Annotated in this window: 32 protein-coding genes; 1 reads left to right on the plus strand and 31 read right to left on the minus strand. The window is 58.1% G+C overall.

Annotated features, from left to right (window positions below; genetic code table 11):
- Position 1 precedes the first annotated feature (1 nt).
- The 7 genes from RBT11_01585 to RBT11_01615 are packed head-to-tail and all read right to left on the minus strand — an operon-like array spanning position 2 to position 10,758.
- Complete coding sequence (locus RBT11_01585; protein ID MDX9785438.1) at positions 2–730, minus strand: hypothetical protein; 729 nt, start codon at positions 728–730, stop codon at positions 2–4.
- Positions 727–963: a hypothetical protein gene (locus RBT11_01590; GenBank protein MDX9785439.1), complete on the minus strand. Its 237-nt coding sequence runs from the start codon at positions 961–963 to the stop codon at positions 727–729. Before RBT11_01590 ends, RBT11_01585 begins: the two co-directional genes overlap by 4 nt.
- 23 nt (positions 964–986) lie before the next feature.
- Positions 987–2,459, minus strand: a complete 1,473-nt coding sequence (locus RBT11_01595) for a hypothetical protein (protein MDX9785440.1) — start codon at positions 2,457–2,459, stop codon at positions 987–989.
- The gene (locus RBT11_01600; protein ID MDX9785441.1) at positions 2,459–6,250 is read right to left on the minus strand and encodes a hypothetical protein; all 3,792 of its coding nucleotides are present in this window, start codon (positions 6,248–6,250) and stop codon (positions 2,459–2,461) included. Before RBT11_01600 ends, RBT11_01595 begins: the two co-directional genes overlap by 1 nt.
- On the minus strand, positions 6,247–7,230 hold the full coding sequence (locus RBT11_01605; protein ID MDX9785442.1) for a hypothetical protein: 984 nt from the start codon (positions 7,228–7,230) through the stop codon (positions 6,247–6,249). Before RBT11_01605 ends, RBT11_01600 begins: the two co-directional genes overlap by 4 nt.
- Before the next feature lie 9 nt (positions 7,231–7,239).
- Positions 7,240–7,608, minus strand: coding sequence for a hypothetical protein (locus tag RBT11_01610; protein ID MDX9785443.1), 369 nt, complete (start codon positions 7,606–7,608; stop codon positions 7,240–7,242).
- On the minus strand, positions 7,609–10,758 hold the full coding sequence (locus RBT11_01615; GenBank protein MDX9785444.1) for a hypothetical protein: 3,150 nt from the start codon (positions 10,756–10,758) through the stop codon (positions 7,609–7,611). It abuts the gene before it with no gap.
- Positions 10,759–10,775: 17 nt separating this feature from the next.
- Here RBT11_01615 and RBT11_01620 point away from each other — a divergent pair, with 17 nt between their 5' ends.
- Complete coding sequence (locus tag RBT11_01620; GenBank protein MDX9785445.1) at positions 10,776–10,991, plus strand: hypothetical protein; 216 nt, start codon at positions 10,776–10,778, stop codon at positions 10,989–10,991.
- Here RBT11_01620 and RBT11_01625 read toward each other — a convergent pair.
- From RBT11_01625 to RBT11_01740, 24 genes are all read right to left on the minus strand, one after another.
- Positions 10,971–11,114 carry a hypothetical protein gene (locus tag RBT11_01625; GenBank protein ID MDX9785446.1) on the minus strand — a complete coding sequence of 48 codons (144 nt, stop codon included), beginning with the start codon at positions 11,112–11,114 and terminating at the stop codon, positions 10,971–10,973. The two genes, RBT11_01620 and RBT11_01625, sit on opposite strands and share 21 nt — an antisense overlap.
- The gene (locus RBT11_01630; GenBank protein MDX9785447.1) at positions 11,114–11,473 is read right to left on the minus strand and encodes a hypothetical protein; all 360 of its coding nucleotides are present in this window, start codon (positions 11,471–11,473) and stop codon (positions 11,114–11,116) included. The genes RBT11_01625 and RBT11_01630 overlap by 1 nt, the downstream gene beginning before the upstream one ends.
- Before the next feature lie 64 nt (positions 11,474–11,537).
- Positions 11,538–12,509, minus strand: a complete 972-nt coding sequence (locus tag RBT11_01635) for a hypothetical protein (protein ID MDX9785448.1) — start codon at positions 12,507–12,509, stop codon at positions 11,538–11,540.
- Between the two features lie 11 nt (positions 12,510–12,520).
- Positions 12,521–12,958, minus strand: a complete 438-nt coding sequence (locus RBT11_01640; protein MDX9785449.1) for a DUF1834 family protein — start codon at positions 12,956–12,958, stop codon at positions 12,521–12,523.
- Positions 12,959–12,967: 9 nt separating this feature from the next.
- Positions 12,968–13,420: a DUF1320 domain-containing protein gene (locus RBT11_01645; GenBank protein MDX9785450.1), complete on the minus strand. Its 453-nt coding sequence runs from the start codon at positions 13,418–13,420 to the stop codon at positions 12,968–12,970.
- A gap of 45 nt (positions 13,421–13,465) precedes the next feature.
- Entirely contained in the window at positions 13,466–14,449 is a 984-nt protein-coding gene (locus RBT11_01650; protein MDX9785451.1) for a hypothetical protein, read from the minus strand.
- 34 nt (positions 14,450–14,483) lie between these two features.
- Entirely contained in the window at positions 14,484–14,879 is a 396-nt protein-coding gene (locus RBT11_01655) for a hypothetical protein (GenBank protein MDX9785452.1), read from the minus strand.
- Positions 14,880–14,919: 40 nt separating this feature from the next.
- Positions 14,920–15,960: a hypothetical protein gene (locus tag RBT11_01660; protein MDX9785453.1), complete on the minus strand. Its 1,041-nt coding sequence runs from the start codon at positions 15,958–15,960 to the stop codon at positions 14,920–14,922.
- A gap of 110 nt (positions 15,961–16,070) precedes the next feature.
- Entirely contained in the window at positions 16,071–16,565 is a 495-nt protein-coding gene (locus RBT11_01665) for a phage virion morphogenesis protein (GenBank protein MDX9785454.1), read from the minus strand.
- Positions 16,566–16,675: 110 nt separating this feature from the next.
- Positions 16,676–17,980: a phage minor head protein gene (locus RBT11_01670; GenBank protein ID MDX9785455.1), complete on the minus strand. Its 1,305-nt coding sequence runs from the start codon at positions 17,978–17,980 to the stop codon at positions 16,676–16,678.
- Positions 17,967–19,475: a DUF935 family protein gene (locus tag RBT11_01675; protein MDX9785456.1), complete on the minus strand. Its 1,509-nt coding sequence runs from the start codon at positions 19,473–19,475 to the stop codon at positions 17,967–17,969. The genes RBT11_01670 and RBT11_01675 overlap by 14 nt, the downstream gene beginning before the upstream one ends.
- Positions 19,468–20,781 carry a terminase family protein gene (locus tag RBT11_01680; protein MDX9785457.1) on the minus strand — a complete coding sequence of 438 codons (1,314 nt, stop codon included), beginning with the start codon at positions 20,779–20,781 and terminating at the stop codon, positions 19,468–19,470. Before RBT11_01680 ends, RBT11_01675 begins: the two co-directional genes overlap by 8 nt.
- Entirely contained in the window at positions 20,778–21,380 is a 603-nt protein-coding gene (locus RBT11_01685; GenBank protein MDX9785458.1) for a DUF3486 family protein, read from the minus strand. Before RBT11_01685 ends, RBT11_01680 begins: the two co-directional genes overlap by 4 nt.
- A complete protein-coding gene (locus RBT11_01690) occupies positions 21,373–21,678 on the minus strand; it encodes an ArsR family transcriptional regulator (protein ID MDX9785459.1) in 306 nt (101 codons plus the stop codon). Before RBT11_01690 ends, RBT11_01685 begins: the two co-directional genes overlap by 8 nt.
- Positions 21,679–21,683: 5 nt before the next feature.
- Positions 21,684–22,028, minus strand: coding sequence for a DUF2730 family protein (locus RBT11_01695; protein MDX9785460.1), 345 nt, complete (start codon positions 22,026–22,028; stop codon positions 21,684–21,686).
- Positions 22,025–22,258, minus strand: a complete 234-nt coding sequence (locus RBT11_01700; protein ID MDX9785461.1) for a TraR/DksA family transcriptional regulator — start codon at positions 22,256–22,258, stop codon at positions 22,025–22,027. The genes RBT11_01695 and RBT11_01700 overlap by 4 nt, the downstream gene beginning before the upstream one ends.
- A complete protein-coding gene (locus RBT11_01705) occupies positions 22,239–22,427 on the minus strand; it encodes a hypothetical protein (protein MDX9785462.1) in 189 nt (62 codons plus the stop codon). The genes RBT11_01700 and RBT11_01705 overlap by 20 nt, the downstream gene beginning before the upstream one ends.
- Before the next feature lies 1 nt (position 22,428).
- A complete protein-coding gene (locus tag RBT11_01710; GenBank protein MDX9785463.1) occupies positions 22,429–22,875 on the minus strand; it encodes an N-acetylmuramoyl-L-alanine amidase in 447 nt (148 codons plus the stop codon).
- 190 nt (positions 22,876–23,065) lie between these two features.
- Positions 23,066–23,377 carry a DNA-binding protein gene (locus tag RBT11_01715; GenBank protein MDX9785464.1) on the minus strand — a complete coding sequence of 104 codons (312 nt, stop codon included), beginning with the start codon at positions 23,375–23,377 and terminating at the stop codon, positions 23,066–23,068.
- Positions 23,374–23,898 carry a hypothetical protein gene (locus RBT11_01720; protein ID MDX9785465.1) on the minus strand — a complete coding sequence of 175 codons (525 nt, stop codon included), beginning with the start codon at positions 23,896–23,898 and terminating at the stop codon, positions 23,374–23,376. Before RBT11_01720 ends, RBT11_01715 begins: the two co-directional genes overlap by 4 nt.
- A 22-nt stretch (positions 23,899–23,920) precedes the next feature.
- Complete coding sequence (locus RBT11_01725) at positions 23,921–24,373, minus strand: DUF1353 domain-containing protein (GenBank protein ID MDX9785466.1); 453 nt, start codon at positions 24,371–24,373, stop codon at positions 23,921–23,923.
- A gap of 12 nt (positions 24,374–24,385) precedes the next feature.
- Entirely contained in the window at positions 24,386–24,601 is a 216-nt protein-coding gene (locus tag RBT11_01730) for a hypothetical protein (protein ID MDX9785467.1), read from the minus strand.
- Positions 24,602–24,616: 15 nt separating this feature from the next.
- The gene (locus RBT11_01735; GenBank protein MDX9785468.1) at positions 24,617–25,132 is read right to left on the minus strand and encodes a host-nuclease inhibitor Gam family protein; all 516 of its coding nucleotides are present in this window, start codon (positions 25,130–25,132) and stop codon (positions 24,617–24,619) included.
- Between the two features lie 2 nt (positions 25,133–25,134).
- Positions 25,135–25,563, minus strand: a complete 429-nt coding sequence (locus tag RBT11_01740) for a hypothetical protein (GenBank protein ID MDX9785469.1) — start codon at positions 25,561–25,563, stop codon at positions 25,135–25,137.
- Between the last annotated feature and the right edge of the window lie 2 nt (positions 25,564–25,565).

Genomic DNA, 25,565 nt, shown 5'->3' on the forward strand with positions numbered 1-25,565 from the left:
GTTATCTTGCCCCCCTTATCGCCCAGCCTAAACCGGCCAGCGTCGCATCCGGCGTTGCCGGCGCAACCAGTGTGAATATATCCCCGCTTGATTCATCAAAAGTCGCGTCAGATGCCGCCGCAAGCGTCGCCACGGTTCCGGCCGCCGCAAATGTGGCCGTCCCGAACTCGACCCCGTTTTTCTTTAGACTGAACACCGTTTCTGCGGTCGCTGCCACGGTCGCAACCAGTTTTGAATTGGTCAGCCCGGCGGGGAATGTCACATCGATCGCGAACGGGTGAATCACCAGCACCAGACTCGCGGTCGGCGCACCCATAAAGGACCCGCCAATAATATAGGGCTGATCTCCGCCGCCTATGGACGCTATCGCCTCCCGAACGGCTTGCTCTGTCGGGATGGCGGCATCAGACCCCGGATCCCCGATGGTGGTTACCACGGACAACCCATTTTTGAGCGTTTTTGAGTCGGCGCCATTCCATTGCGGAACGTAATCAGCCGTATTGGTTACAGGTCCGAAGACATCGCCATCGCCTATTCCAGATACGATCGAATCGATTTCGTCTTCTGTGTAATACCGATCGTCATGGGTGTGAGAAGAATCCGCCTTTCCGGTTATAGCCAGCGCATTTGCTCCAATCGCTGCATCCAATGCAGCCAATGGCGGATTCATGTCCGCGGCCCGGAACGTCGTGACGTTATCCTGGTATGGCGTGTGATAATCTGTTGTCATTTGTTTGCCCCGATGGTGTCGAAAATATTGGTGATAGCCTCTTGATATTGCTGGTTGCCGGCGACTCCCGGCATTCTCGTGAGCATTCCGGAAATGCGCTTTTTATGCTGTTCCCAATCCATGCGAGCTTGCGCAGCGGTTTTTTCCCGCATATCCAGTTGGTCCACAATCGTTTCGAGCAACTTTGTCTGATACGCCACGGCTTCCCTTATCTCAGCCAATTGGCCCATCATTATGTTATGCCGCCTAAAAATCGTCATAGATCTTCCACCTTCAGCTGGGTCGGAGCCTCGCTCCCACCGAAATTAATAAATACCGGCTTTTCATATACCTGCCCCTGAATGAAGCAACCACTTATAAAAATCCCAGTGTTGTCCTGCCTTTCTTTGTAAGGGATATTGATGTGGATATTGGTCACAACGTACTCGTAGCCCTTATTGTTCAATGACAATTGGAACACCGGGTCCGCCTCTTCCACGTCATACCCGGAGGCTATGCCCGCCGTTGCCGTATCCCGCAGATATTCGAATGAAAATTCAGTCTGTGCCTCCGACGATAGCTCAGTTGTCAAAATACGAGACGGACTAACTAACCCCCTGTTTTGGTCGATGACATGCACGGCGCCAAACGTAGAATTCCCGGACCCATATATCATCTGCCCATTGACCTGCCACGGTTCGCCATCTGGTCCCCATTCAGGCCAATCATATTGGTTCATGACCTTCACCGTAAGTCTGTATTTCGGTGCGGGGCACGGGAAATGCTTTTCCCAATGGCAATAGGGGTCGCATATCTTTACATTATATGGGTTGGTATTAATATACGCGCCAACCCCGTCGCCGTCTTCATCACCTCGCGGTTCATAGCCTATCGAATCGCATGGCCATTTTGATATGTTTTGATAATTTGTGACCTTAAAATAGGATGGGTATGGATCGATCCAGGGCACATTCAAATCGGAGGTCTCATATAACGGCCCGTAGTCAGTGCCATACCGCGTATATTCCAGCAGATAGGCCAGCTGGATATGATCCGAAGGAATATCCGGCATAACCGGCGCCGCATGAATGGTGTAGTCTGGAGTGGATTCACCAACGGTTAACACCGGCCCGTCGACTCCTATCGATAAAACGATATATCCGAATAAAATGTGCCACCCCATGCCGGGGAACCCACCTGGCGGAATGATTTGCAGGTCGTCCCCAGCCCATTCGGATGTTTCCCCCATAACGGCAAAATCCCCCATGGTGTGAGAGGATGGGTCTTCCATCATCATCGGGTCCACTGTCGCCATCACCTCCGTGCCGGCGTAAGCGTATAATTCCCCGTTGATGCGATAGGTGCCTGGAGAAACGATAAAGCGCGTGCCGGTCGAATCGATGGTGACTTCCAGCCCGCTGATGATGCCGTCAGACAATGTCGGGTTGACCAAATCGGTGACCGATACGGCAAACGGAATGGCGCGGCCTTCGCCGGAGATTTCGACGTAGCCCCTGACACCGCCCCGATGCGTGATCCGAACGGCGTTTCCGACCTTCATATAATACGGGAGCGTAAACCAGTTGCGCGGGTAATGGGCAGTCACGAGCTTGCTTGACCCGTTTATTTTAACCCTGGCCACCTTTGATACCGTATCGATATCCACCAGCACGGCGTCCCTGGTTTCAGTCGCGCCCGCTATTTTTTTAGCGACATACCGGTCAACAAATTTTCTGCCGTATTGACGCATTACAGCCTCCACATCGTGACGGTGTCCGTGAACCCGCCGTCACCACCGTCATTTGAATCCGGTTTCAAATAGGATCGCGTCAACCCGGTAGCAAACCCGCGGATCGGCTGGCCTGTGTACGGATGGGATAGACTGACTATATCTCCGATTTCATCCTGTAAATGGGCCGTTTTTACAACCTTGACCGTGTTTCGTTGCGCCCGGGCAATGCCAAGCTCAAAGGCGGCCACCATTAAGCAATGCCCTACCTCGTAGCAAAACGGATCATCGATACTTTCGGTTACTATCTGCCCGTTCATCTCTTGTTGCTTTTCGACATCATCAGCCTTGCCCGATATTTGCTGCTTCTCATAACCAACAGGGGATGCCCAGACGGTGTAATGATACATCGCCACGGAAGACAGCGTTTCAAATAGCGCGGAACACGCCGTTGATGTCATGGCGATGTAAATCCCGCAATTTCGGCTACCATCACATGTCATAGCCATGGTGGCTGTCCCTACCAGCAATGCAATCTCACCGATCACATAACCGATCAGGCTCGGCATCTCGGTCTTAACCTCGCACCATTGGTGCAGATCGTCCTCGCCCACGATGCCCTCGCTGCCATATCCTGAGAACAAGCCCATGAACGGCCCGTAATCCTTTACGCTCTGATGGACTTCCAGCCGCGGATTCAGGCACGTCCTTGATTTGTCCTCGGAGTACCAAACCTTGACCTTGTTCTCGCCACCCCACCAGCCAAGAGTCCCGTTGAGGGTTTTGATTGCTTCGGCCTCATAGAGGACCTCTATATTGTCATGGCTCTCGCCATTCACGACCACCTGATTGACGAAATTCGAATAATTATCCTCCGGCGAAAACTCGATGATCACGGCCTGCGGGTAGATATTATCGGTTTCTGCGCGAGATAAATCAATCCGCCGAAAGGTGACCTTGTTGCTGGTATCCACGCAGGCAAAATACCCGAAATGGTCGCACAAACTTTTCACGATGTCCGCAAAGCTTTGATCCACCCATTGAATGAAGCATTCGTGCTCATTGGCAAACGCCGGGACATCGTAGCCGGAGGCCGTCAGCCCGCAATGATCCTGAAGTAAATCAATCAGAATATTATCCGGCATCGCCGAAGAATAATCTTCTGTCGCCACGATATTCATGTGCTCCCACACTGTGCGCTGGTCTTCCGCGGTCACGGAAATAACGGGCGCCGACCCTTTCACATAAGAAACCCGGTTTTCGGTAACGATAAACAGCCCTTGAGATTGCCAGTAAGGCACGCCACCGATGGTTTCACCAAAACTGATATCGATTATCCGGCCTTTTTTGACGACATTGGACAGCGTGGATAATGCATTTTGTGGGTCGAAGAGATGGCCGTCTGCCAGGGAGAATGTTAACCTGTTCGGGCCCGTGATGTCCCAGGTAATGTCGATGGGGGTTCCGGACACCAGCCGTGATGTCAGATCGGGCGATTGCGTCTCTGAGTCCCACATAACGGATCGTTTGGTTATCATTCGGTTTGTCCATACCGCCCATAGGCTGTCTGTTTCATCATAAACCACGGATGCATCGTAATCATACGAATTCAGCGTCAGCGCGGCCGGTTCTGCTGAAAACGAATACGTATTCCCTTCCACCAGCGCGCCGGTGTAATGTTTACTCTGGTGAAAAGCTCCGGTCTCGTTAAAGGCGGCCACGTAGGACTTGGTCTGATAACTGGTCTTCCAATATGCGCCTGCGAATATAGTCTGGTCGGTTGGGTTGTAAGCGACACTGTGAAAACCGAGTAATCCGCCGTTCGCTATCCCAGGGACTGTATCCTCGTTGAAATATGTCCATTCGTAGGTTTGCGGATTAAACGCGACAACGCCGAATGCTGTCGTAGTGGCGATCAATATTTTCCCGTCCGAGCCTACTGTTTTTCCTTGCAAGTCGTAACTGTCAAGGGATGCATAAGTGGGCCGGTGATAAGAAACGCTCTGGGCTGCGATATTGATATCCATTAAGCCGCGGCGGTCTTCCTGACCATAATTCTCACAATAATCGAACGATCCGTACAGATGCCCGTTGGCATAACATAGCCCTATGATCCCGCATTTATGGAAAGAAGAGTTTGTAATATAATTCATGGAGAAGATCAGTTGACCGGTAGATAGCTGGATTACCCATAGCCCGCCATGGTATTGTTCGTTGCCTACCGCAAGGGAATTATGCGCCGCCACGAACAGGAGATCGTCATCCGGAGAGACCAAGAAATTCTTATCGCGGCCGGTTCCCTGCGGTATAACCAACCTTACCTCCTGATAAGCGGCTTTCCACACCTCATTGAGGCTGGCGATATTCGTTATAGGATCGACATTCTCAGCCAGATCAATAAAGCCGACGATGATCGTCTCACAATAGGCTGAGCTATAGGCAAATAGCAGGTACAACCGGTGGTCGCTCGCCACCACTTGCGCTGCAATTACTGGGCAGCTATATTGCACAGACCAACACCCCACCGACATTTGCGCATTCATGTTCGGGTCAAGGCCGTAGGTGATACTTTCATTCAAGCTATATTGCACAATGGTATCGGCCTCGGCATTGTAAACAGCGAAATGAAATCCGCCGCTGGTCCCGAAGCAAAGATACTGCCCGTCACTACGCCATTTATCCCACCAGATATGGTTGGCGGTATAAATATCGCTGAATGCCGGCACGGTGTGGTTCGTAACCGCTTTTTGAATCGTCCAGGTGGCGACATCAATGGCCAATAGACCAATCAGGGCTTTGGTCCCTGTGCTATTGAACGAATTTAGGACATGCAGCAACCCGGTTGCCGGATCATAATGCATGGCGGTGGGGTATAAATCGTCATTAACGATGTCGCCGCCGCTGGCAGCCAGATACCCGACCGAATCCGAATCGATAAACCGTACCGTCTCCTCCTCGGTGTAGGACAATATGATGTCCCCATCGCTCTTCTCGGCGATACTGGGGTATTTCGCATCCTGCGCCAGGTTGGTGTAATCCGTGACCTGATCCCCGGCTGCCCAGGTGACGCCGTTATCGTTCGACAAAAAGGTGACGATGTTGGTAATGATCTGGCCGTTCTCATTTTCGAAACTCGCGTATTCTATGGCCAGCGCCAGCATGCCGGTGGAGGCCTGATACAGGCACGGGTTCAGTTTTTCACGATCATCCGCCAGCCCGGGCAGCGAGAAATAGGAGATGGCCCCCCAGGTCAGAAAATCAGCGGATGCATAACTGCCGATGCTCCAAACGCCGGTACTCTCGTTTAAAATGCCAATGGCAGCCATATAGGTGCCGTTGGCCAGCTTAACGACCGTGCCGCCCGAGACGGTATAGCTGGTGCTCCAATACTGAATAGTAGATGCCGCCGTCACAATCGCGCCAGCGGATGTAATGACCATCCGCAAGATCAGGCCATTTGGTTCGTCCACCAGGATCACGCCGATATTGCCGTTTGGCAACTCGACCATGCAAGGGACAAACCCGCTCGTAACGCTGTCATAAATCACCACCGGCTGCGTAAACTGCAATTTGTCCGCATCGGACCGCATGAAATATACCCGGCCATACCGCGGCTCGCTATAAAGGATCGTCAGTGAATCGTCCGAGAGCCGGATCATGTTCGGCGCCACTTCGTTTTCCGCGAAATTCGGGTTAAAAACACTTCCGTCAAATGGCAGCTCAGGCAAATAGGTCGATGAGCGCATTTTGACGATGGGTAGGCGTTCCATACTGTTCTGCGCAGATAATAATGCCGGGTCCAGTGTGATCATCTTATCTCCACAGAAGCAATCGACGGGGTTACATGGATCGCTTTGTTGTTCATCGAATAGAATTTCCTTGCCGTCGTCATAGCTGCATCCGGGCCAATTCTTACGAACCGGCCATGATGGGCCAAAATATTCCCGGTTCCGGGCGTTTCTGCATCCACATAAAACCCACGCAGCCACCCCCAGGTTTCAAAGAGAAACCCGTCCATGACGACTGGATCGTATTCAACCTCACCCGGAGAGTATTCCGTGTCCTCTTCGACATCCAGCATCGCATATCGCATCTCATCAAAATACCACTGGGGGTTGTCCCCGCTTTCTGAGGACGGCGAAATGTGGAACCGAAAATAATCGGCGGCATCGCATTCCGTGATGGTCGCAACCGTATCGGACCGGGTGACCTCCGCTTTCGCAACCCCCAGATACACATCCGGGCAGGGAAACGGCTCATGAAGGAAGAGCAGCCCGTTCAATTTATCCGCCAGATAATCGCTGAACCCACACCAGTTTGCCCCGTTGTCATAATGATTGAGCGCATCCCAGGTGAAATCCAACGTCCCGGCGGGAAAATAAATCTTCTTCCCGGCGTATGCCGGAATGGGGACCAACATGTAGTTAAAAATCGCCCGCGCGATATAATTGCCCCCCACCGGCGCATCATATAACGCAAACCCGGCGATGGCTCCCAAATCCACAATGGGGACCGGAAAAACGACATCGCTTGCATTGGTGACAGTCCGGGTATCCACCCGCTCCCAGTCCACCGCGACCCGATGATACCCGTTATCGGTCCTTGGCTCGGGCTCGAAAAAAGGTGCCCCGGCGGACAGGGCGGTCTGCGCAAACGCCGTAACGGGATGCAGACCGCACCACAGGGTGGTCGGCGGCGCATAAGGAACCTTGTCAAAGGCGTGGCGGAGTAGCGCCTGCGCTACCGGCCGGGATAGCGCATTTTCTGAAAGGGCATAGGATGTTAATGCCATTGAATTACCTCATGTTGCCGTAAAGCTTCTGATATTAAGTTTCATTTTGACGTCATACCGGTACGGGTGCGCGTTATACACCGCATCCAGGTATTTGCCCTCAAGGTGGCTCACCACCACCTGATAGGTGCCAAGATATTGCGGATTCCAGGTCACCACCGCATCGGAAAGGTACAGCGCCCGCAAGGCCTCATACTGAGCCACGCCCATGTGCGACCAGAAAAGCTCCACCGTCTGACCCTGAATCAGCGCGGGCCACTGGAAGATGGCGGAGCCCGAGTAGGTCTTTACCTCGGCAAACAGCTTTTTGGATTCCGGAATATCCATGCTCGCAGGATTCAGCACAAAGGTGTAGGCCCCGAGGCTCATATTCGCCATCTATCGCATCTCCCGTTTCATGACCCGGATCACCGTCGCCTCGATCTCACCCGGCAGTACCTTTGCCAGCCGGGCAGCCTCCGCGCCGCCGGAAATAGTCACCGGCACGGACACGGAAAAGGCCCCAGCGGATGAGGGCACGCTGCCGCCGGCCGCCAGGGCGAAGGATGCCGCGGGTCTTGCCGCCGGAAGAGAGAACCCGGCGAAAAAATCCCTCGGGATCAGCTTTTTCCGCATCGCCTCCATGACCGCCGTGCCGTAGTATCGCACCGTGCTGACCGGCTGCATGAACTCTCCGGCCGTGGCCCATATCGGAATGTTGTCGGCCCGGTCGTGCGGGCTTTTTCCCAGCACGGGGCCGCCCGTGGCCAGGCTTTGCGATCGGATCTTGGCCACCATCGCCATGCCCGAGGCCAGCGCCGCCGCGGCCTGAACCGTGCCCCAGACGCCGCCTTGCGCCAACGCCTTGGTATAGGCCTGGTACGTATTGATGATGGCTTCGGCCACTGCGGCCGCCTTGGCGACGGCGAAAAACTCCTTGTTTTTTTCTCCGCCGGCCTCGTACAGCGCTTGGAACAGATCGCTTAACCCGCCGGCAAGCTCCGACGTCGCCTGCAACCGATACGCATTTAACCGTTGCTCCTGATCAAACAGCAACTTATCCCGCTCAAGCTTTTGCAGCCGGTACGCCTCATCAATTTTTGCTTTTTCCGCGTTCAGGTCGCGAAGGCGCTGAATTTCCTCGGCGTGCCGCGCGTCCAGCTCCCCCGTTTCGGAGAGAAACTGGCCATCCAAATTGGTCCCGGTCCCACTGGTGGCGCGGTTTTTAAGGCCCGCCAGAATCGCTTCCGCGGCCTTGCGGTTTTCCGCGATCTGCTGTTCCGCGTCGGCCTGCTGTCTTGCGAGATCGATCAGCGCTCTGCGATGATCCTGCTCTTTTTCAAAAATCCGGTCATTGATCTCTTGTTTCTTGATCGGGTCCGTTTCGGCTGCCGCCAGGGCCTTTAGCCCATCGATTTCAGCCCGGACTTGTGCGTCAATCATCTCCCGGCGGCGCTGGAAGTAGTCGGCAAGGCTGACATCCCCCTTCCGGTACACCTCCTCCAGCATGGCCAGCGCGGTTTGGGTGGCGGCGGACAACCGCGCCGATTTGGACGCCACCACGCCTGAAAGCGCTTCTTTTTCCCGGTCGGCGTTGATCTCCTTGACCCTGGCCGCGTATACCTTCTCGGCCTTGGCCAGAAGATCGACGTTGCCGTGGGCCATGGCGACCTGTTCGTCATAGTGCGCCTTTGCCTGGTTCGACAAGACAGTCCATTTGTCCCCGGATATCTGAATCAACTCGGCGGCAAGCTCTTTTTCCAGGCGCTTTTGCTCCGCAACGATCTCTTTTTGCGCATCGGTCAGCTCCGCCGGGGGCGGTTTCGGGTTCACCACGGTGCCGGAGGATGCGGCCTTCCCGGATAAGGCGGCTGCAAGTTGCTTTCTCGCGGCATCGACATCCTTCAGTTTTCGTTCGACTTCCAACAACGCGACCTTGGCCGCTTTCGCTTCATCCGTGGGACGCCGCAGCCATGTCGTGGCCTCTGATTTTTGCCATAGATCGGTTTGCAGCGCGATCAGGTAGGCCCGTGTTTTTGAGAGCTCGCCTTGCAACGCGGTCAACTCGTCTTTAGATTTTCCGGCCAGACTGCTTGCAGAGGGCGGCTTGTAATCCGCATAGGCCTTGTACTTATCCATCATCCGGGCGGTGCTTTCGGTTAGCCGGTCCTGCGCGGCCCGGGCGCCATTGGCGGCATCCCGCCATTCCCAGAGCACCTTTACCAGTCTGACAATGTTATAAGCGCCCTGCGCGGCGGCGGCTGCGATAAACGCATTAAACGCCACGCTCATGAGGCCGGTGGATGCCGCGGCCGCCGCAATGGCTGCCCGAAGACCTGAAAACCCCGTGATGATGCGCGCAAGTCCTAATTCCTTGAAGCCCGCTCCCAGCGCCGTTACCTGGCGAAACAGGGACAACGGCAGCCCCAGCACCGCATAAAGCGCCACTTTCAGCATCACGATATAGGTGACCGTCTGGGCAATAAGTGGCAAAAAAGGGCCAACAACGCCCAGCATCCGGGTGAACAGGCCCACCACGCGGATCACGGCTTCCGCCACATTGGCAAAAGCCCCTGCCAGATCTCCAATCCGGGCCTGTAAATTTTGGCCCATATCCGCCAGCACCCGGCCGATCGCCTGATCCACCTGGTCAAAGGCGGCCGTCATGCGATCGTTGAATTTAAATGTCCCGGTGGCTTCATCCACGGTGACAATAGCGTCCCGCAGGTTCAGCAGAAACTGCGTGGTTTGCTTAAAACTGTTTTCAAACCCCTTGCCGAGCGCCATTTGAATGGCGTCCGCGAGGTTGCTGATTGCCCCGGAATAAGTTTTGGCCGTATCTTCGCCCGCGCGTTCGAACTCTTTTAATTTTTCGCTGAGATATTCAAAAAGCCCGCCGGTTTTTGATAGTTCTTTGATTTTATCAGCGGAAAGGCCCAATGCCGTCCCGACGCGGGCATTCTTATCGACGATGCCGCTGAGAACCGTCCTGATTTCTTGTCCCAACTGGTCCATAGGCACTGAGAGCGCCGCGGCAGCCTGCGTCATCTGAGAAGTGAATTTAACCACCTGATCGGGGTTGAATCCCGCCTTAAACGCGGGGCCGATGCCTTCCTGCAGGGCGCGCAGCAACTCCCCATAAGTGGCCGTGGTCTTCAGGCCCTCGATCTGAAGGCGTTTTTGAATCCGTTCCGCGATCTCAAGAGAGGCTGTGTAGGTGTCCTGAGCGGAGAGCGCCCGGCCCTGGGAATCGGTGAAATCGTTAAAGGTCCGCACCAGGGCGGCGATCCCGATGCGGGATTTTTCCACGGTGTCGTTAAAGGCCGTTGCGCCGCCGGCCGCCCGCCGGAATAGATCCGCGCCGCCCAGAACCGCGGCCATTTTGGTCAGCATGCCCGTGAACTGATTGGCGGCGCCGTTCATGCCCGCCAGCGTTGTGTGATAGGCCCGGCTGGCCGCATTCAGCCGGCCAAGGCCCGTCACCGCCTGCCCGAGCACTTGACCCCCCGTCTGCTTCAGGGCTATGATGAGATTCAGCGTTTTATTCATGCATTCACAGGTGCCTTATGGACATGTTGATTACCGTCATTGGTATTGTGATCGCCGCCAGGATCTTTAGCTTCCCGGCGGCGGCGGTGTGGCCGATGGCGGGCAATGTGCTGTTTTTTGCCCTCCTGTTTATCGGCGTATGGCATATTATTTCCGCTCTTGCGGCCCTGTTGACGTTGGCCGGGTTGATCCTGTTTCTCTGCGCGTTGGGCTCACTTCCGCATGAATCCTGAAAACGTGTTGCCGTCCGCGTGATAGCCCATACGGGCCGCAAACGCCGCGTCCTTCACCTCGCGTTCCCGATTTTCCGCCAGGGACTCCATAGCAATCAAAAAATCACCGAACCCGTAGTTCATCACGTCCCCGTGGCCTGCCTCAATGAGTCGGCAACAATGGCGGAAAAGTCCCTCTCCAGAGAGGCCCGAAGCTCCGCCAGGATCTTTCCCGCGCCCATTGCCCTGGCGGCATCGAAAAAATCCGAGTTGACCTCCCGGGCCGCCTCGATCACCTCCTTTAGCTCCGAAGGGGCCATGCCGATGGCTTTCTCCGGGTCGAGGTCCGTCAACCGGGGCAGGTATTCCTTGAGTGTTTCCATCGGGCCGGCGTCTTTTTTCCGGTCCGCCGCCTCCACCAGCTCGATGATATCCTTGATCCGAAGCTCCCGGATCGTGATTTCAAGATCGTCGATCTTGATCACTTTAATTTTTCTGGCCATTCAAAATCTCCTGTGTTTTATGCGAAGGGCGTATTGCCATACGCCCCTATTGGTTACGAGCCGGTTACGCGATCGTGGTCACCTTGAAAAACGGGTTGTCCGGATGATTGGCCGTGTCGTTGAGATACTCCGCCTCCATCGGGATGGACGAAATGCCCTCGCTGATGAGTTTGGCCTCGCCGGTAATGGTCAGATTGACGTTCCAGCCCTCGACCCGCATCTTCGGCCCGTCATCGGGATTGCCGATAAAGAGCAACCGCCCGTTCACCACCGTGCTCTTGAGCGCGTTGACCGTCGCCAGGCTTTTGGCCGGAATATCGGCGGACACAAAGGCCGTATGGGCGGCGATCGTGCCGCCGGTCAGCTCTCGAATGAGGCCGCCCGCTTTAACAAAACTATAATCCGTCCCCAGCGCATAGCGCTTGGTCGGAACCGTGGCATGATCCGTCACCACCACATCCTCGACCTGCTCGGAGGCCGTTACCACGGCGGTCGCGGCGGAAGTGCCGCCCGTGATGGTTTCTCCGATGGTAAACGCGCCGGAAACATCGATCAGCTCCAGGAACCCGGCGCCGGCCCAGGCCACCTTGGCCGTTTTGGCCGAGGTGCCGCCGGTGATGGTTTCCCCCGCCACGAACGGCCCGCCGGTGACGGCGCCGTGGGACATGCGGGTGCAGTACACGCCGTATTTGCCAAGCTCTACAAATTTATCGGCAACCGTTGTGACCGATTGGCCGTCCAGCGCCGCGGCCGCCTGGGTGGTGTTGACCACGCCGTTTCCCATCCAGGCCATATTGAGATTTTCAGCCGAAAATTCCTCCAGGCTGATGGTGCTTTTGGCGGATTTCTCCTTGATGATCTCGTGATCCTTGGCGCGGGTGCCCTCCATGGACGAATAGTGCGCGTCCTTTTCGAGCCCGACGGTGACGCCGAAATCCGGCACGTTGCCCAGATGGATCAGGCCGGTAACGCCGGACGGCTGAAACAGCAGGTGCCCGCGGCCGTATAGATAGTTCTCGGTGTTTGGCGATAGCATGATGATCTCCTTCAGATTCGCGATTGATAAATGGCGCCGAAGATACAGACGCCTTTTTTGGGCGCGTATACCAGCGGGGTTTCCTGCGTCACGCGCCAGGTGCGCCAGCCCGGCACGATGGGTTTGCCGTGCAGCAGTTTCCGGCAACGCTCCAGCAGATAGTAGACGCCGGGAGAGGTGCCGTCTCCGCGGACCGCCGCCCGTCCGCTGCGCAGGTTCTGGTCCCCGATGAGCAGGGTCAGGGTCACGGTGGGCCGCGTCACCTGCTCGTTTTCGGGCATCGAGAGCGTTTCGGCAACCACGTACACGGCCGGAAACAGCATCGTCACCTGGCCGATATCCTCCGCCTCCATCTGCCCGACGTATAGATCGAGCGATTTAACACCCTCGGCCCGAAGCGGCGCCAGCGCCGCCAGGGCGGCATCTTCAATAACGGCAAATTCGTGCATGGCGCCCCCTTAGTAGTTGTCCAGGCTGCCCTGGGATCCGTCCGAAGGGCGGCCCAGGGTGAATATTTTATCCATCCGGCCGGAGGTCACTTCCACGCCGGCGTCCACATCGGCCGGCTCGGGCACATCCAGCCGGAGCTTGCCTTCGGCCATTTTTTCCAGCATTCTCCGGGCGGCCTTGCAGCGCGCGTCCCACTGAGACGGCAGATCGATGTGGTTGCACCTTGCGTACAGTCTGCACACGGCCAGATCCGCAGATAAGCGCAGCACCATGGCCGGCACGGTCGCAAACGGGAGCCGGTAATGCATCGACAGGTACGCGTCGATCTCCTCATCCGCGTCGGCGATGGCCGCGGCCACGACCGCTTCGTTCGGCTCGACGCCGTTTTCGGTGTCGGTCAACTGGATCAGCACATTTTCCGGAACGCGCCAGGTGATATCGGCGATCGTGCAGTACGGCATGGGTCACTCCTCCATTGGGCGGACACGCAGGTCCGCCCCAGCGGGTTAGGTCAAAATGGTATCCACCCACAAAAAGCCAAGATCCGCCCCGGTGGCGACGATATGCGTATCCTCGGCCACCTCATAAACGTCCTGATGCTCCGCGGCCTCCCGCCACCTCACGGTGCGCCGCGGGGATCCGTCTTCATACGCCGCCCGCGCCTGGTACCCTGCGGACGGGGTTTTGAGACCGGGCCGGGTGGGTCGATAGAACAGAAACGCGCTGCCCTTGCCGGCGTTTTTCTCCCAGACGTTGACGGCGGTAAAATCGGTGCCGGCCTTGGTCTCCTTGGCCGAAGAATAAATGGCCTCTCCGATCAGCACCTCATCGAGATCGAGGATGGCCGCGATCATATCGGCGGACAAAATGCCCCGTTGGGTGTACTGAATACGGGCCAGCAGATCGTCCAATTCTTTGACCTTCATGTAGGTGCCGTGATCCATCAGCAGCGTGTTGGGCTTCATGCCCGTTGCCGCCCGGATGCTTTCGATGCGGGCGTTCACGTCGGCCAAAAAGGTGTTGGTGGCGTCGTTCGGTGCCCAGAGGCCGGCGGCATCCTCGCCGCCCGAGGTGGCGCTCCACGTCGTTGAAAGCACCAGATCCGCGACCCGCCGCTCTTTTTTCAGATCGATTTTGTCGGCCGCGAACTCGATGGCGTCCTGATCCGGGTTCAGCGGGGGCGCGCCGGCCACCTTGGCCGCCCGCCGATCCTCGTCGGTCACCTCATGGGCGAAGGCGTATTCCTTGGTGGCGATATCGATATAGTCCACCGGGTACCCGCCGCGATTCGCGCGCGTTCCCGGCGCCCTTATACCGGCCTCGTCCCGGAACCAGGCGCCCTTCAGATAGCGCGCGATTTTTGCTTTCGGGGACACCTTGTCGATGATCGGGAACACCCGGTCCGCGACATAACTCTGGTTGCGATAGGCCACGCTGACGTTTGCCAGCGGCCCGGCTACAATCAATTCTCTCGTATTGGGTTGGGGCATGTTACTGACCTCCTGACGTATTTTTGGTTATGGGTTACGATGCGGCATTCACCTGATGCACCGCGCCGGAGAGAAGCACCTCTCCCAGTTCGTCCTCGCCGCCGCCCGAAAGGCATCTGCCGATCGCCAGATCGAGCGCGACATCCGCGTCCAGGCCCTTGCCGGCGTCCGCGGCATCGATGTATTCGAGTTTCACCCACTCGTTTTCCGCCACCGTCTCGCCAAGCTGAATCTTGCTGATACCGATCAGCCGGACACTTGCCGCCGCTCCGGATACGGGCGCGTTTTGCAGCACGCCAAGCGGTATGTCGGTAGTGGCGTTCGGCCGGCGGACTTTGCCGGTGTCCAGCACCACGATGCGATACTGATCGCTTGAAAGATCCTCGGCCGCTTCGAAACTTACGTCTAACACTCTGTTTTCGGTTGCCATCTGAATAGCTCCTTTTTTGTTGTTTTCGGGTCCTGTTCGTTTATACGGCCAGCTCGCGGCTGTATTCCGCCGCCAGGTCGGGCCGCTCGCGCTGCGCCTCCGAGAATGCGGCCGCGTAGCCAAGATCCGGCTTGTCTTTCAGCTTTTGGGCCGTCAGGGCCGCCAGCGTTTGCGATGCGGCGCCGGCGCCCGCGTCTTTGTCCCGGGTGGCGATTTCGGAAAAATCCACCAGTTTCGGTAGCCCGTCGATGAATGCGCGGAACCAGGCATCCGGGGTCTTTTTCTCGCCCCCATCGCAAAATTGCAGGGGGTCCTCGTCGGGCAGTTGGGCCATGAACATGGCGAGGCCTGCCGACACCCAGGCCGGGGCGAGCTTGCCCGCCTTGACGCCCGCCTCGCAAAATTGACGGATTTTTTCTTCCCGCTCGGCCCGCTTCCGGGTCGCCTCCGCCTCCGCGAACTCGGCGCGGACTCGTTTTGCCTCATCTTCGGCCGCCTGCTTTTTGGCCGCCGTGATATCGGCCTCGGTAAACAGTCCGGGGGCGGGGTCGGCAGGCTTTGCCGCCGGCGCGATCAGATCGATATCTTCGTCCTTACCGCCGAGCTTTTTGAACACGTTGATCGCATTTAAAAATTCACTAAATTTCATGCCAGTCTCCTTTTCTGCTTTTTTGCTGTTTTCAAACAAAATCATGGTTTCGACGCCATCCCCGAAAGCCGGCAGGGGAGCGAGGCCCTTGACCGCCGGCGGCCTTCCGCCCAGGAACCCGACGTGGCGCAAGCGCCCATCCGGATAAAACGCCGCGCTTCGGTTGGCGTATAGCTTCCCGTTCACCCACTCCCGGAGCGCTTCCACCGGGGCGATGTCGGCCAGCAGGCGCTTGACACCGCCCTCGACCGTCGCCTTGACCCCGTTGACCCAGCCATAGGCCGGGCTGTTGTCGCGGGGGTGTCCCAGCACCAGCGGCGGCAAATTTTTTTCATCGAACGAGGCCACGGCCGCATCGATCAGTTGATCGCCGTCGTGATCGCGGCCCGTGCTGTCGGTCTGCTTGCCGCCCTTAAAAATCTCAATCCACATGCCCGCCTCCTTTAAACGCGCTGTAAGCCCGAATTTCAGGCGATGGTCAAATTGCTCGCCTTACTCCATACCTCATACGGCGAACGCTTCAAATTTAGCCCCTCGCGCCGCTACAGGCCCAAAAAGTCGAATATCGTCGCCCTGATTTCGTCCCAATCCTCGTTCTGAACCATCAAAAAAGGTCTTTCGGGCATGACGCTGCCCGGATGCCGGACGCTTTTGAAGATCCCGAAGGGCGTTTTTAATGCCTTTTTGACCCTGGGCCGGATCACGCGCGGTTCGGTTTTGCCCCCGAGCTGATGAATGGCCGCGTATTTCACATTGGTCCCCACCGCCGCCCAGTCGGCTCCCGATTCGGCCGTGATGCTTCTGCGCAATCTCCCCGTGAGGCTTAGGGTCTGACCGCCGTCCCGCCCGGCCCGTTTCGAAACCGGCCACCTGTCCGGCCTGCCGCCCGCGGCGAAATTCTTCTCGACCGAGGCCTTCAGGGTCTCGGCGATAACGCTCATCAGCGGCCGCGTGTCGGCCAGCCGGTCGGCGGCTGCCTTCAGCAGCTTCAGCACCCCGTCATCGCTCGCGCTTATGGAAATCGTTACCCCTGCCATTGACTTTCCCCCCTGGGCCGGCTTAAAATTACTTTAGTGATTGTGGCGTCGTCAGGGTGTCCCGCCGGGGCGGGGTCCGGATCCTGACGGGTCCGCTCAAGAGTCCGGCCCTACTTGAGCTCCTCCTCCCGGTACAGCAGCACCCCGCCTCGCTGCGCTTCCAGATACCGGTACATCGCTTTTTCGCTGCGGCCCGATTTCGGCATAAACGCCGTGGCGCTCCACCATCTGCCGCCGATCAGGCTCCACGAAACATAACCGACGATGGCCTTGCCGGTCCGAAACATCCGGATCAGCCTGAGCGCCATGCGGGTATCGCCCTGGACCGTCACGGGCCGCTGCCAGATCTCATATGGGGCCTTGATCGTTCGCGCCAGGAGGCGCATGTACGGCCCCTTGTCGGTCCATGTGGCTTTCCAGCCGCCGGTGGCCTTGTCGATGAAAAATCCCTTATCGACCGGCACGCTGAGCCCGCAGGGCAGCGGGTGCATGCTTTGCCCGTCGATGTCCTTGATGCCGAATTCATCCAGAAAGGCCTTCACGTAAGTTTCCGGCGCAAGGCCTTTTTCCATCACATCCGCCGCCGTGACGGGCAGAACGTGCCGGATGTCCATCTCCGAAAGTTTCGGCAGGCAACGGTTCTCGGTGAATACCGGCCCTCCGGTTTCCCGGCAGATCGCACCGGGGAAGCCCCTCGGCAATTTCAGATCCGTGAGTTTTTCGGAGAGGGCCTCGGGCGCAAACCCGGCCGTCCACTCCTTGCCGACGTTGTGCATGAAGCCGGTATCCGGCATCAGCAACCGCGCGGGGAGCTTTTGCCCTGTCCGCCAGTCGGTCGGCTCAAAAAGCTTTCCGGTCGGATCTTCCGTTTCGACCGTCAATCCGTCCCGATCGACCTCCCGGCCGGAGACGCTGTCCACGCCGCACCGGCACCGGTATCCGTTCGGCGGAAACCAAGTGTCCCAGATCGGATGATCCGCCGGAAAAATCCGGCCATTCATCGCCCGATGCGTCGGCCGGGTGCGGCCGTCGTTGATCGCGCTGTAGCGCCAATAGGGCCGCGCCTTCAAAATCTCCGGGCGGGTCATCTGGGCATACCGGCCCGCCATGTAGGCGCTTTGCACATTGGTGCGAAAAATCATGTCCAGCCGCACGCCGCTCCATCCCTGCTGGTCGATGATGTCCTTGATCCGCAGCTTCCAGTCCTCGAAGGTCTCCCCGTCCGAAAGGGCATGGTAGATCGCCGTATGCACCGCCTCGATCTGGTCGATCCGGTTGAGACCGGTGACGTAAAACCCCCTGGCGTGCATCTGTTCGGCCATCTCGTCAAAATCGGCGCGCGCCATCGGCACCTTGTCGGCCCAGAAGGCCAGCGCCTCCCGCATGGGCATGGCGAACGGATTAACGCTTGGCATACCGCCCCCACATATGGGCCGCCACCATCGCCCGGGAAAGGGTTTGCGCCAGTTCTTCCGCGGCCGGCTCATCATCGAGCATCTCGGCCAGTAACATCGTCAGATCCTCCCAGGACTGCGCCTGCTCGACCGCCGCCAGAATGTCGGCCGTTATCCGGTCCCGCTGGGCCGAGGCCACCGGCAGGATGCTGTCTACGCCGTCCTCGATCGCCTGCTGATCCGGGGTGAACCGGCTTCCAGCCGAAAAGGCCGGCGCTTTCCCCGCATTCTTGGCGTCGGCATCGGCCTTTTCCGGCTCGCTTTTGGCCTTAATCGTCGGTTGGCCTGCATCGGCCAGGGGAATACCGTAGGTATCGCTGACGTAGCTCTCAGGCACTCTCCCGGCCATCCCCATATCGACCAGTAAAATCTTGTCCCGCTCGGCCAGGGCCTTTAAATCCTGCTCGGCCTCGGTGCGGATCCACAGCGCCGGGTAATCGGTCACCCCCGGAAAATTATAGTCCACGATCCAGCGGATAAGCGTTGAATTCAGCGTCTCGCACAATAGATCCGCATCGGCCTTGATAATGTCCCCGCGGACCTCGTTGTGAACCTTGCCGGCGGCCAGCGAGCCCTCGCCCTTGACCTCGGTGGTGAGCGTTTGCCCCAGCACGGCCTTTGAAATCTGCCGGTCCATGTAATCGCACATCGATTCGTAGGAGACGCTCCCGGTCCTGGCCGCCTCCAAAAGTTCTATCTCCATGCTGTTCGGGATCTTGATGCCCGTATCCGCATGAACGGCATCGAGCGCATCCAGCAGCGCCTGTTGTTGGTCCGGCGCCGTGCCGGGCGGGTATTTGCCGAGCGCGGTCGGCATGCCGAATTTTTCCAGAAACACCAGCCAGAATTTGATGCCGTTTTTCTTAAACCAGACCGGCCACCAGAGTTTTTGGCCCATGCCGCTGCCGTAAGGGTTGTCCGAGCTGCCCCAACTGAACACCACGAATTTGCGATCCGGCAGCGCCTCGCCATCGAGCATGTTGGCGGGCGTCAGGAGCCGCAACTCCCGGTCCATCGTGAAGCTGAACCGTCGCGGGTGCTTGCCGACCAGGGCGGCGGGGACCCAGAGGCCGCCCGCTTCATGCCACATCACTTCCACCACATAAAACCCGTAGAGCACGGCCTGAAGGAGTTCGGCCACGCTGCGCGTGAAATTCAGGCCCTCAACCGCCTCATGCACTTTATCCGCGATCTCTTGCGCCCGGCTGCTCTCATCCGCCGGAACGATCTCCCACTCGCGCCCGGCCACCGCCAGATACCGGGTTTGCAGCACGCTTCCGGCATGGGCGTCCCGGGCCACCTCGTCATAGAGCTTCAAGCCCCGGCCGTTGGATTCCGTTAAGAGCACCGGGTCCGGGTTTTCAAGGCGGTTGAGCCATCCGGAGAAGATATCGATGTCTTTCTGGGCGGTCGCGATTTCATCGGTGACCGGTTTTTTGCGGTTCTCGTCAGCCATTTCGCGCTCCCATGAAGTGCGTCAGTTTCGTGTATGTCCTTCGCCCCGTGGACTCAAATTCGATCGGGCCGGCGGGATTGCCTGCCGCATGAAGCGCCAGAAAACACGCCCACGTCCTATCCGCATGCCCCGCGCTGTCGGAATCGGCCATAAACCTCGGGGCGCCGGTGGCCGTGGGCACTTTTTTCAGTTTGTGCAAATCCGCCCGCAGATGGGCATCCCCCATCGGGATCCGGATCTTTCGATCCTCGAAGGCTTCCTTGCCGACCGTCGCCAGCATCAGCTTGCTGGCAAGGTTAAAGAGCACGCCCTCGACGCGATAGGTTCCGTGTCTGCGCTGGGCGTCCTCCACGGGCTTTTCCCCCATGCCGGTCTGGTCCATGCAGCATCGGGCAACCCTGTACCGGGCCATCACCTCATCCAGCAGCGCATCCTGTTCGGCAAAGCTGATGCGTTTCTTCGCGATGATTTCGCGGGTCCACATCACGTCCCCGACGGCTTCCAGCACATAGATGACAAAGAGGTCCTTTCTGGCGCCGATATCCACCCCAACGAAGCAGGGGCCGCCGGCGTACTGCGAAGGGTCGCCTGCCTTTTCGTGCTCAACGGCGTTGATGAGTTCGAAGGACAGCCAGGCGGACGCCTCATCGAGCCACTTCAGTTCAAATTCCTGCGCCCAGGCGTCCTCGTCATCGAGCGCGCGCTTCAACTCCTCGATGTTTCTCGGAAGCCCATCATTAACGGCCTGATAGATGTCGGTCGTTTGCCGGTACCAGACCGGATCATCGCCGGTCATGAGATCGTAAAACTTGTTGTCCTTGCCGTTCGGCGTCGAAACCACCCGAAGCTTCCACCCGGCGGATATAACCGGGAAAAGGGCGGTCCAGATTTTTCTTGAATCCTGATGGAAGGCGAACTCATCCAGAAAGACGTTCGCCGAAAACCCCCGCGCCGTGTCCGGGTTCGCCGGAAGGGCCGTAATCTTGGACCCATTGGGCCAAACGACTTCAAGGGCCTTGTAAGTGGCATCCCCCCGGTACTCCGTTTCAACGGCTTTGATGACCGCGCCCATGGCCTGGCAATGCCGTTTAACGCCTTCCTCCATGGCTTCGCGGGCTTGTCTTTCCCCGCGGGATAAAATCACCCATCTTGCCCGCCGGCCTTCGATGTCCGCGACCTGGCAGTCCTTGGCCACCTCAAACGTGGTGGTGAAGGTTTTGCCGGTTTGCCGAGCGAACATCCCCACCTTGAACCGCGAATCGGTGGTTACCCAGCGTTGCTGGTATGGGTAGAAGATCTCGCTCATGCGCCGTAGGTTTCCATGATGATTTTCTTGAACATCTCGGAAGACATCTTGCCGCCGGTCTGCTGCGAGGCTTCGGCCATCGCGCCCATGGTTTTGGCTTTGAGCCGCTCCCGCTCCTGTTTTTGCGCCTCGTCCCGGATCGCGGTTTCCCGGTCCAGGCTCGTTTTGCTCGCAAGCTCGATGCGCTGCGCGATCAGCGCCACCTTGTTCAGCGTGTCCACATCGATCGGCTCTTCGGAATCCCCGTCCTGCGCCCGCAGGATCAAGTCAAATGTGAGGGTCTTTACCAGCTCCGTCACGGCCCGGCCAAGATCCGTCCCGGTCTGTTCGCCGAGTCCGCCCACCAGGGTGTTCGCGGCCTCTCTGGCCTGCCGCATCATCGTGTTTTTCTCTTCCGCCCACATGGCGTACCGGTTCAGCGCGGACCGGGTCAGCGGCCGTTCCCCGCGCTCCTCTAGCAGCGGATTCACCGCCTGCAAGATCTCCTGCTGGGTTTTTCTGCGGGATCTTAACTCCGCGTTGATCTCGACCCGGATATCCTCCGGAATCCGATCCACGGTGGAGAGCTGCCCGCGCCCGATGCGCTTTTTTTTAGCCATGGTTCGGCCTCGGCCGCTTCACGCCGGGGACCACCACGCGCGCACACACCACATCCTCGCCCCGGCTCGTGAGCGTCGCCACCATGAGGCCGCACATATCGTCCACGGTGACCAGGCCCTGCTCACGCAACCAGGCAAGCTCGGTCCGCACGCGGTCCCGGCTCGCGGAAAACCCGTAGGAGCCGGAAAGATCGGTCAACAGCGATTCATTCAGCGTACAATCCGGCTGCTCGTTCAGCAGCCGCAGCAGGGTGATGCGTAAATGCTCTCTGACGATGTCTTCATAGTTTACAGGCATTTTCCCTACCTCCCGCCGTTCAACAGGTGCTCGTGAATCAATTCCACACTCGCCTTGAGCGCATCCACCCCGCCGGTCAACTGCTTCACCTGCCCGGAAATATCGTTCATTCGCGCGTACATCTTCCCGAGATCCGTATGGGTCGGCGCATACCCGCACGCCGCCTCCACTTTTATCAACCGCTGGTCATGATCATCCAGCCGCAACCCGATCCCGTGTTCCACCGCCCGGAACCGGTCGATGCTGATCTGCGCCCGCTTCATCAGCCAGACGAACGCCCCGACGATAAAGGTCAGCGCGCTATTCGCCACGTTGAATATGAGCGCCCAAAAAGCCAAATCCCGCGTCATCCGAGCCCCTTCTCAAATCGTGTTTGACATGCCACGCACCGGGTGCATCCCGGCACCAGCGCCCGCCGTTTTTCCGGAATTTCTTCTCCGCAATCCTCGCATTCGCTCAACCCCTCGCCACCGTAAAGCCGCCGCCGGGCGCGGGCGATGCCGGCCCGCTGCATCGCCTCGGTCGCCCGCAGGCCGATATCGCACTCATCCATCGGCGCCTCAGCGTTGCCCTGCGTCATCGGCTTTGGTGGAGATCATGCCGTCCCGAATAAAAATCACCGCCAGACCCGCCAGCGCCGTCTGAATGGCCGTGCCCGTGTCCATCGTCCCCGTGTAATAGCCGGCCCCGGCCGCCAGCAGGGAGCTGACGCCGGTCCAAAACGTTTTGGTCTTCAAGAGGTTTTTCATTTCATCTTCCTTTCATCGCCCACCTGCGAATCAAGGCGGGGTCAATGTTCGGGCAGGTTTTAAGCGCCGTAAACTCGCAATGGCCGTACACATCCCGCCAGGTAATGCCGATGTCGGCCAGAATCAGGAGCAGGCTCGGCAGCGCGTCGTATAACTGCTTGCCGGAAAAATGGTGCCGCCCGATCAGGCACACCCCGACCGAGTCATGGTTATGGTTTTTGCAGTGCGCGCCGATTTCGGTCAGCATCCGGCCCTGCTGAATGATCCCGTCCAGCGCCGGGTTGTAGGGTTTGCCGGGGTCGATCACGCCGTTGGTGATCACATAATGATACCCGCACCCCTTCCAGCCGCGCGCCTTGTGCCATTGGTCGATCAGCTTCACGTCCCCGAATTCGGAATCCGAGCAGTGAAGAATCACCCGTTTGATGTCGCCCAAATTTCGTGCCATCGGTATGCCGCCTTTTTCTGCCGGTTCACCCGGACGGGTGCTTTAGAGGCCCGCCCGGGTGCCCGGTGAGGAGGAAGTTGAACAGTCGAATTATCTATAGGCCGGGTTGGGATTTTTCGCGCGTCCGCGCTATATCAGCGTGCACAGCTTGTTTGTTTTTCGGGGGAAAAGAAGAAAAGGGGAGGGACGGTCAATCAAACATCTTCATTTGCACCGTGTCAATGGCGTTTTTTCGATGATAGGTGTTATTTCTGCGAAGATAATCCACCAGCTCGTCAAACGGGATGCGACGCTCCCGGCGGAACATATAGGAGTCCAGGCTGTCCGGCCGCCGTGGGCCGCCTGTCTCGGGGTCCTTTTCGTACCGGTCCACCAGCTCCCAGAAGGTTCGCCGGCAGCATCCCAGCACCTCGCACACCTCGGCGCGCCGGTAGCTCGATTTTACCGGCAACCCCGCGGCGGTCAGCATTTCGTGCAATCTTTCTTCTGCGGATATCGTCATCGCGCCCCACGCTTACCCAACCGTTCCTCCCGGATCGCCCGCATTTCTTCGACGGATACCGATGAAAAATCCGATTCGGGCCGCGCAGGCCGCGCCGCCCCGGTCCGCTCGGCCTGATTGCGCGCCACCTCGTTCGCCCGGTCCATCTCGTTGGCGATCTCATAGGCCACCGCCCTGAGATAGTTATGGTTCGTCAGCGGCAGGCGCTTGGGCGGGTTCTCGATCAATCGCTCCATGGCAAGCCCCCACGCCCGGCCGCTGTTCGGCCTGGCAACGCCCCTGTCCCACTGAATATGGGGGTCGCTCACCAGGCCCTTTATCTCCGTGAGCAGCCGCAGGGTTTTGCTCCACGCAAGGCCGCGGCCCGTGTTCGGCCGGAAAAACGCGAGATATTGCAGCGCCCGCCGGGAAACCTCCCACGGCAGCTCGCCCATGATCCGGAAGGCCTGCCTGGCATCCGCGTCCGCCAGCCACGCTTCCGCGCTGTGTATTGCTCCGCATGAGGGACAAATCAGTTTCATCCGTACCGCCTCCGCCTGTAAATCAGGCGCACAACCCGTAAATTGCCGGGGTGCGCCCGTCCGCGATAATTCTATCGGTCAGCCGCCGTATGTACGCGCAGTCGTCCTCATCATTCTCCCAATACCACCCGCCAAAGCTCCGGACGGCATAGCGCATCGTGGCGGCCGTTTCCGCCGCCACGCCGCTTTCGAGCAACAATTCATGGAACAGATTGTCCGCCTCGCACCGCTCGATTTGATGCGTGTGGTAGATCCAGTCATGGAAAACCGCCGCGTTCATGAAACGCGGCTGAAACGGAGAGCCGATGACGGGCCACACCAGCCTCGGAATACTGGCGCCGTCGTACTGGAATGCCGCCGGCACCCGGATCCGGGAGCCCTTATACGCCGCCCAATGGTCCCGCGCGACCTCGTACGCTTCTTCCAGCTTGTTTGCGTCCGGATTTATGACCGGAAGTAACAGCAACGCTTCCATCTGCTTCCCCGTTTATATCCCATCTCGTTCATTTTTTTTGAATTTTACGCCGCCGTTCCATGCAATCTGGGCGATCGATGCCGAATCCAGCGTTGTATTGCCGACGGCTTTGCAGCTCGGCCCTTCCGCCCAGCAAAACGAACATACGATAAAGTGGTAATCTCCATCCCGGTCTTCGTACAAATCCTTGCCACCGCAAAAAGGGCATGCCCGTAGATGCTCATTCATATCGTCACCTTTCATCTATGCCGCCATATCCGCAATCTTCTGCTGGTCGATCTCGTACCAGAAAGAATCCTTCTCGACCCGCTGGGCGCCGATCAGCTCCAGCCGTTCATCCGGCCATTGGTGCAGCTCATCCTTGTTCACCTTTTCTTCGACCCGAAGGGCACCGGTAAAACCAAGTTCCTTGATGCGCCCTAAAATCATCGCCCAGGTATGCTTCGGCCGCGGCCGGATCTCCTTTGATCTCCGGTATCCAAGCATGCCGAAATCAAGCTCCTTGGAGCGTTTGTCCGCGAAAAGATCCGTCTTGTTGTATTCCGCGAATGCGAGCAGACCCCCCTCGATCGCCGACAGCGAGGTCTGGAGCGAAGCGGCCCTGGCTTCAGCGTCCGCCTTCAGCCGGTCGATCTGCTCGTTGAGTTCGCCCTCGATCTGCTCGATTTGCCGCTTTAGCACCGCGATTTCCGCCAGGGCCGCATTGGCCGCCGGCAAATCCTTGATCGGGTATAAATTGTTCGGTTTTACACGCGCCATGGCTATTCTCCCTTTTCTGTTGTTATTCTTGCAAACCCCCATGAAAACGACAGCCCGAAGATCTCCGCGCCGCCCACCTGCACCGCTGAATGAAACGCATACGCGCACCAGTGCGGCATATCCGCCTTCAGCATCAAATCGGACCGGAATTGAATATCCACCAGGCTCCGCTCCGTCCCGTTTTCCGGATCTCCATACGCATATTTCAGATCATGCGGCAGGCAGCATTTATAGGCGATATCCCGCCAGTCGCAGCCGGTTAACAGTCCCATCAGCTCATCGGGCAGTATCGAGCACCCGTCGAACTTCCAGCTTTTATAATTTCCCGCGTTCTCCCGGATCCGTTTCACCAGATAGGCCAGCTCGAAGTGTTCGCACAATTCGATGGCCCGCTCCGTTGTGATCTCTTCGCCTATTTCTGGATATTTCATAC

Source organism: Desulfobacterales bacterium (assembly GCA_034003325.1).
Classification (GTDB): Bacteria; Desulfobacterota; Desulfobacteria; order Desulfobacterales; family JAFDDL01; genus JAVEYW01.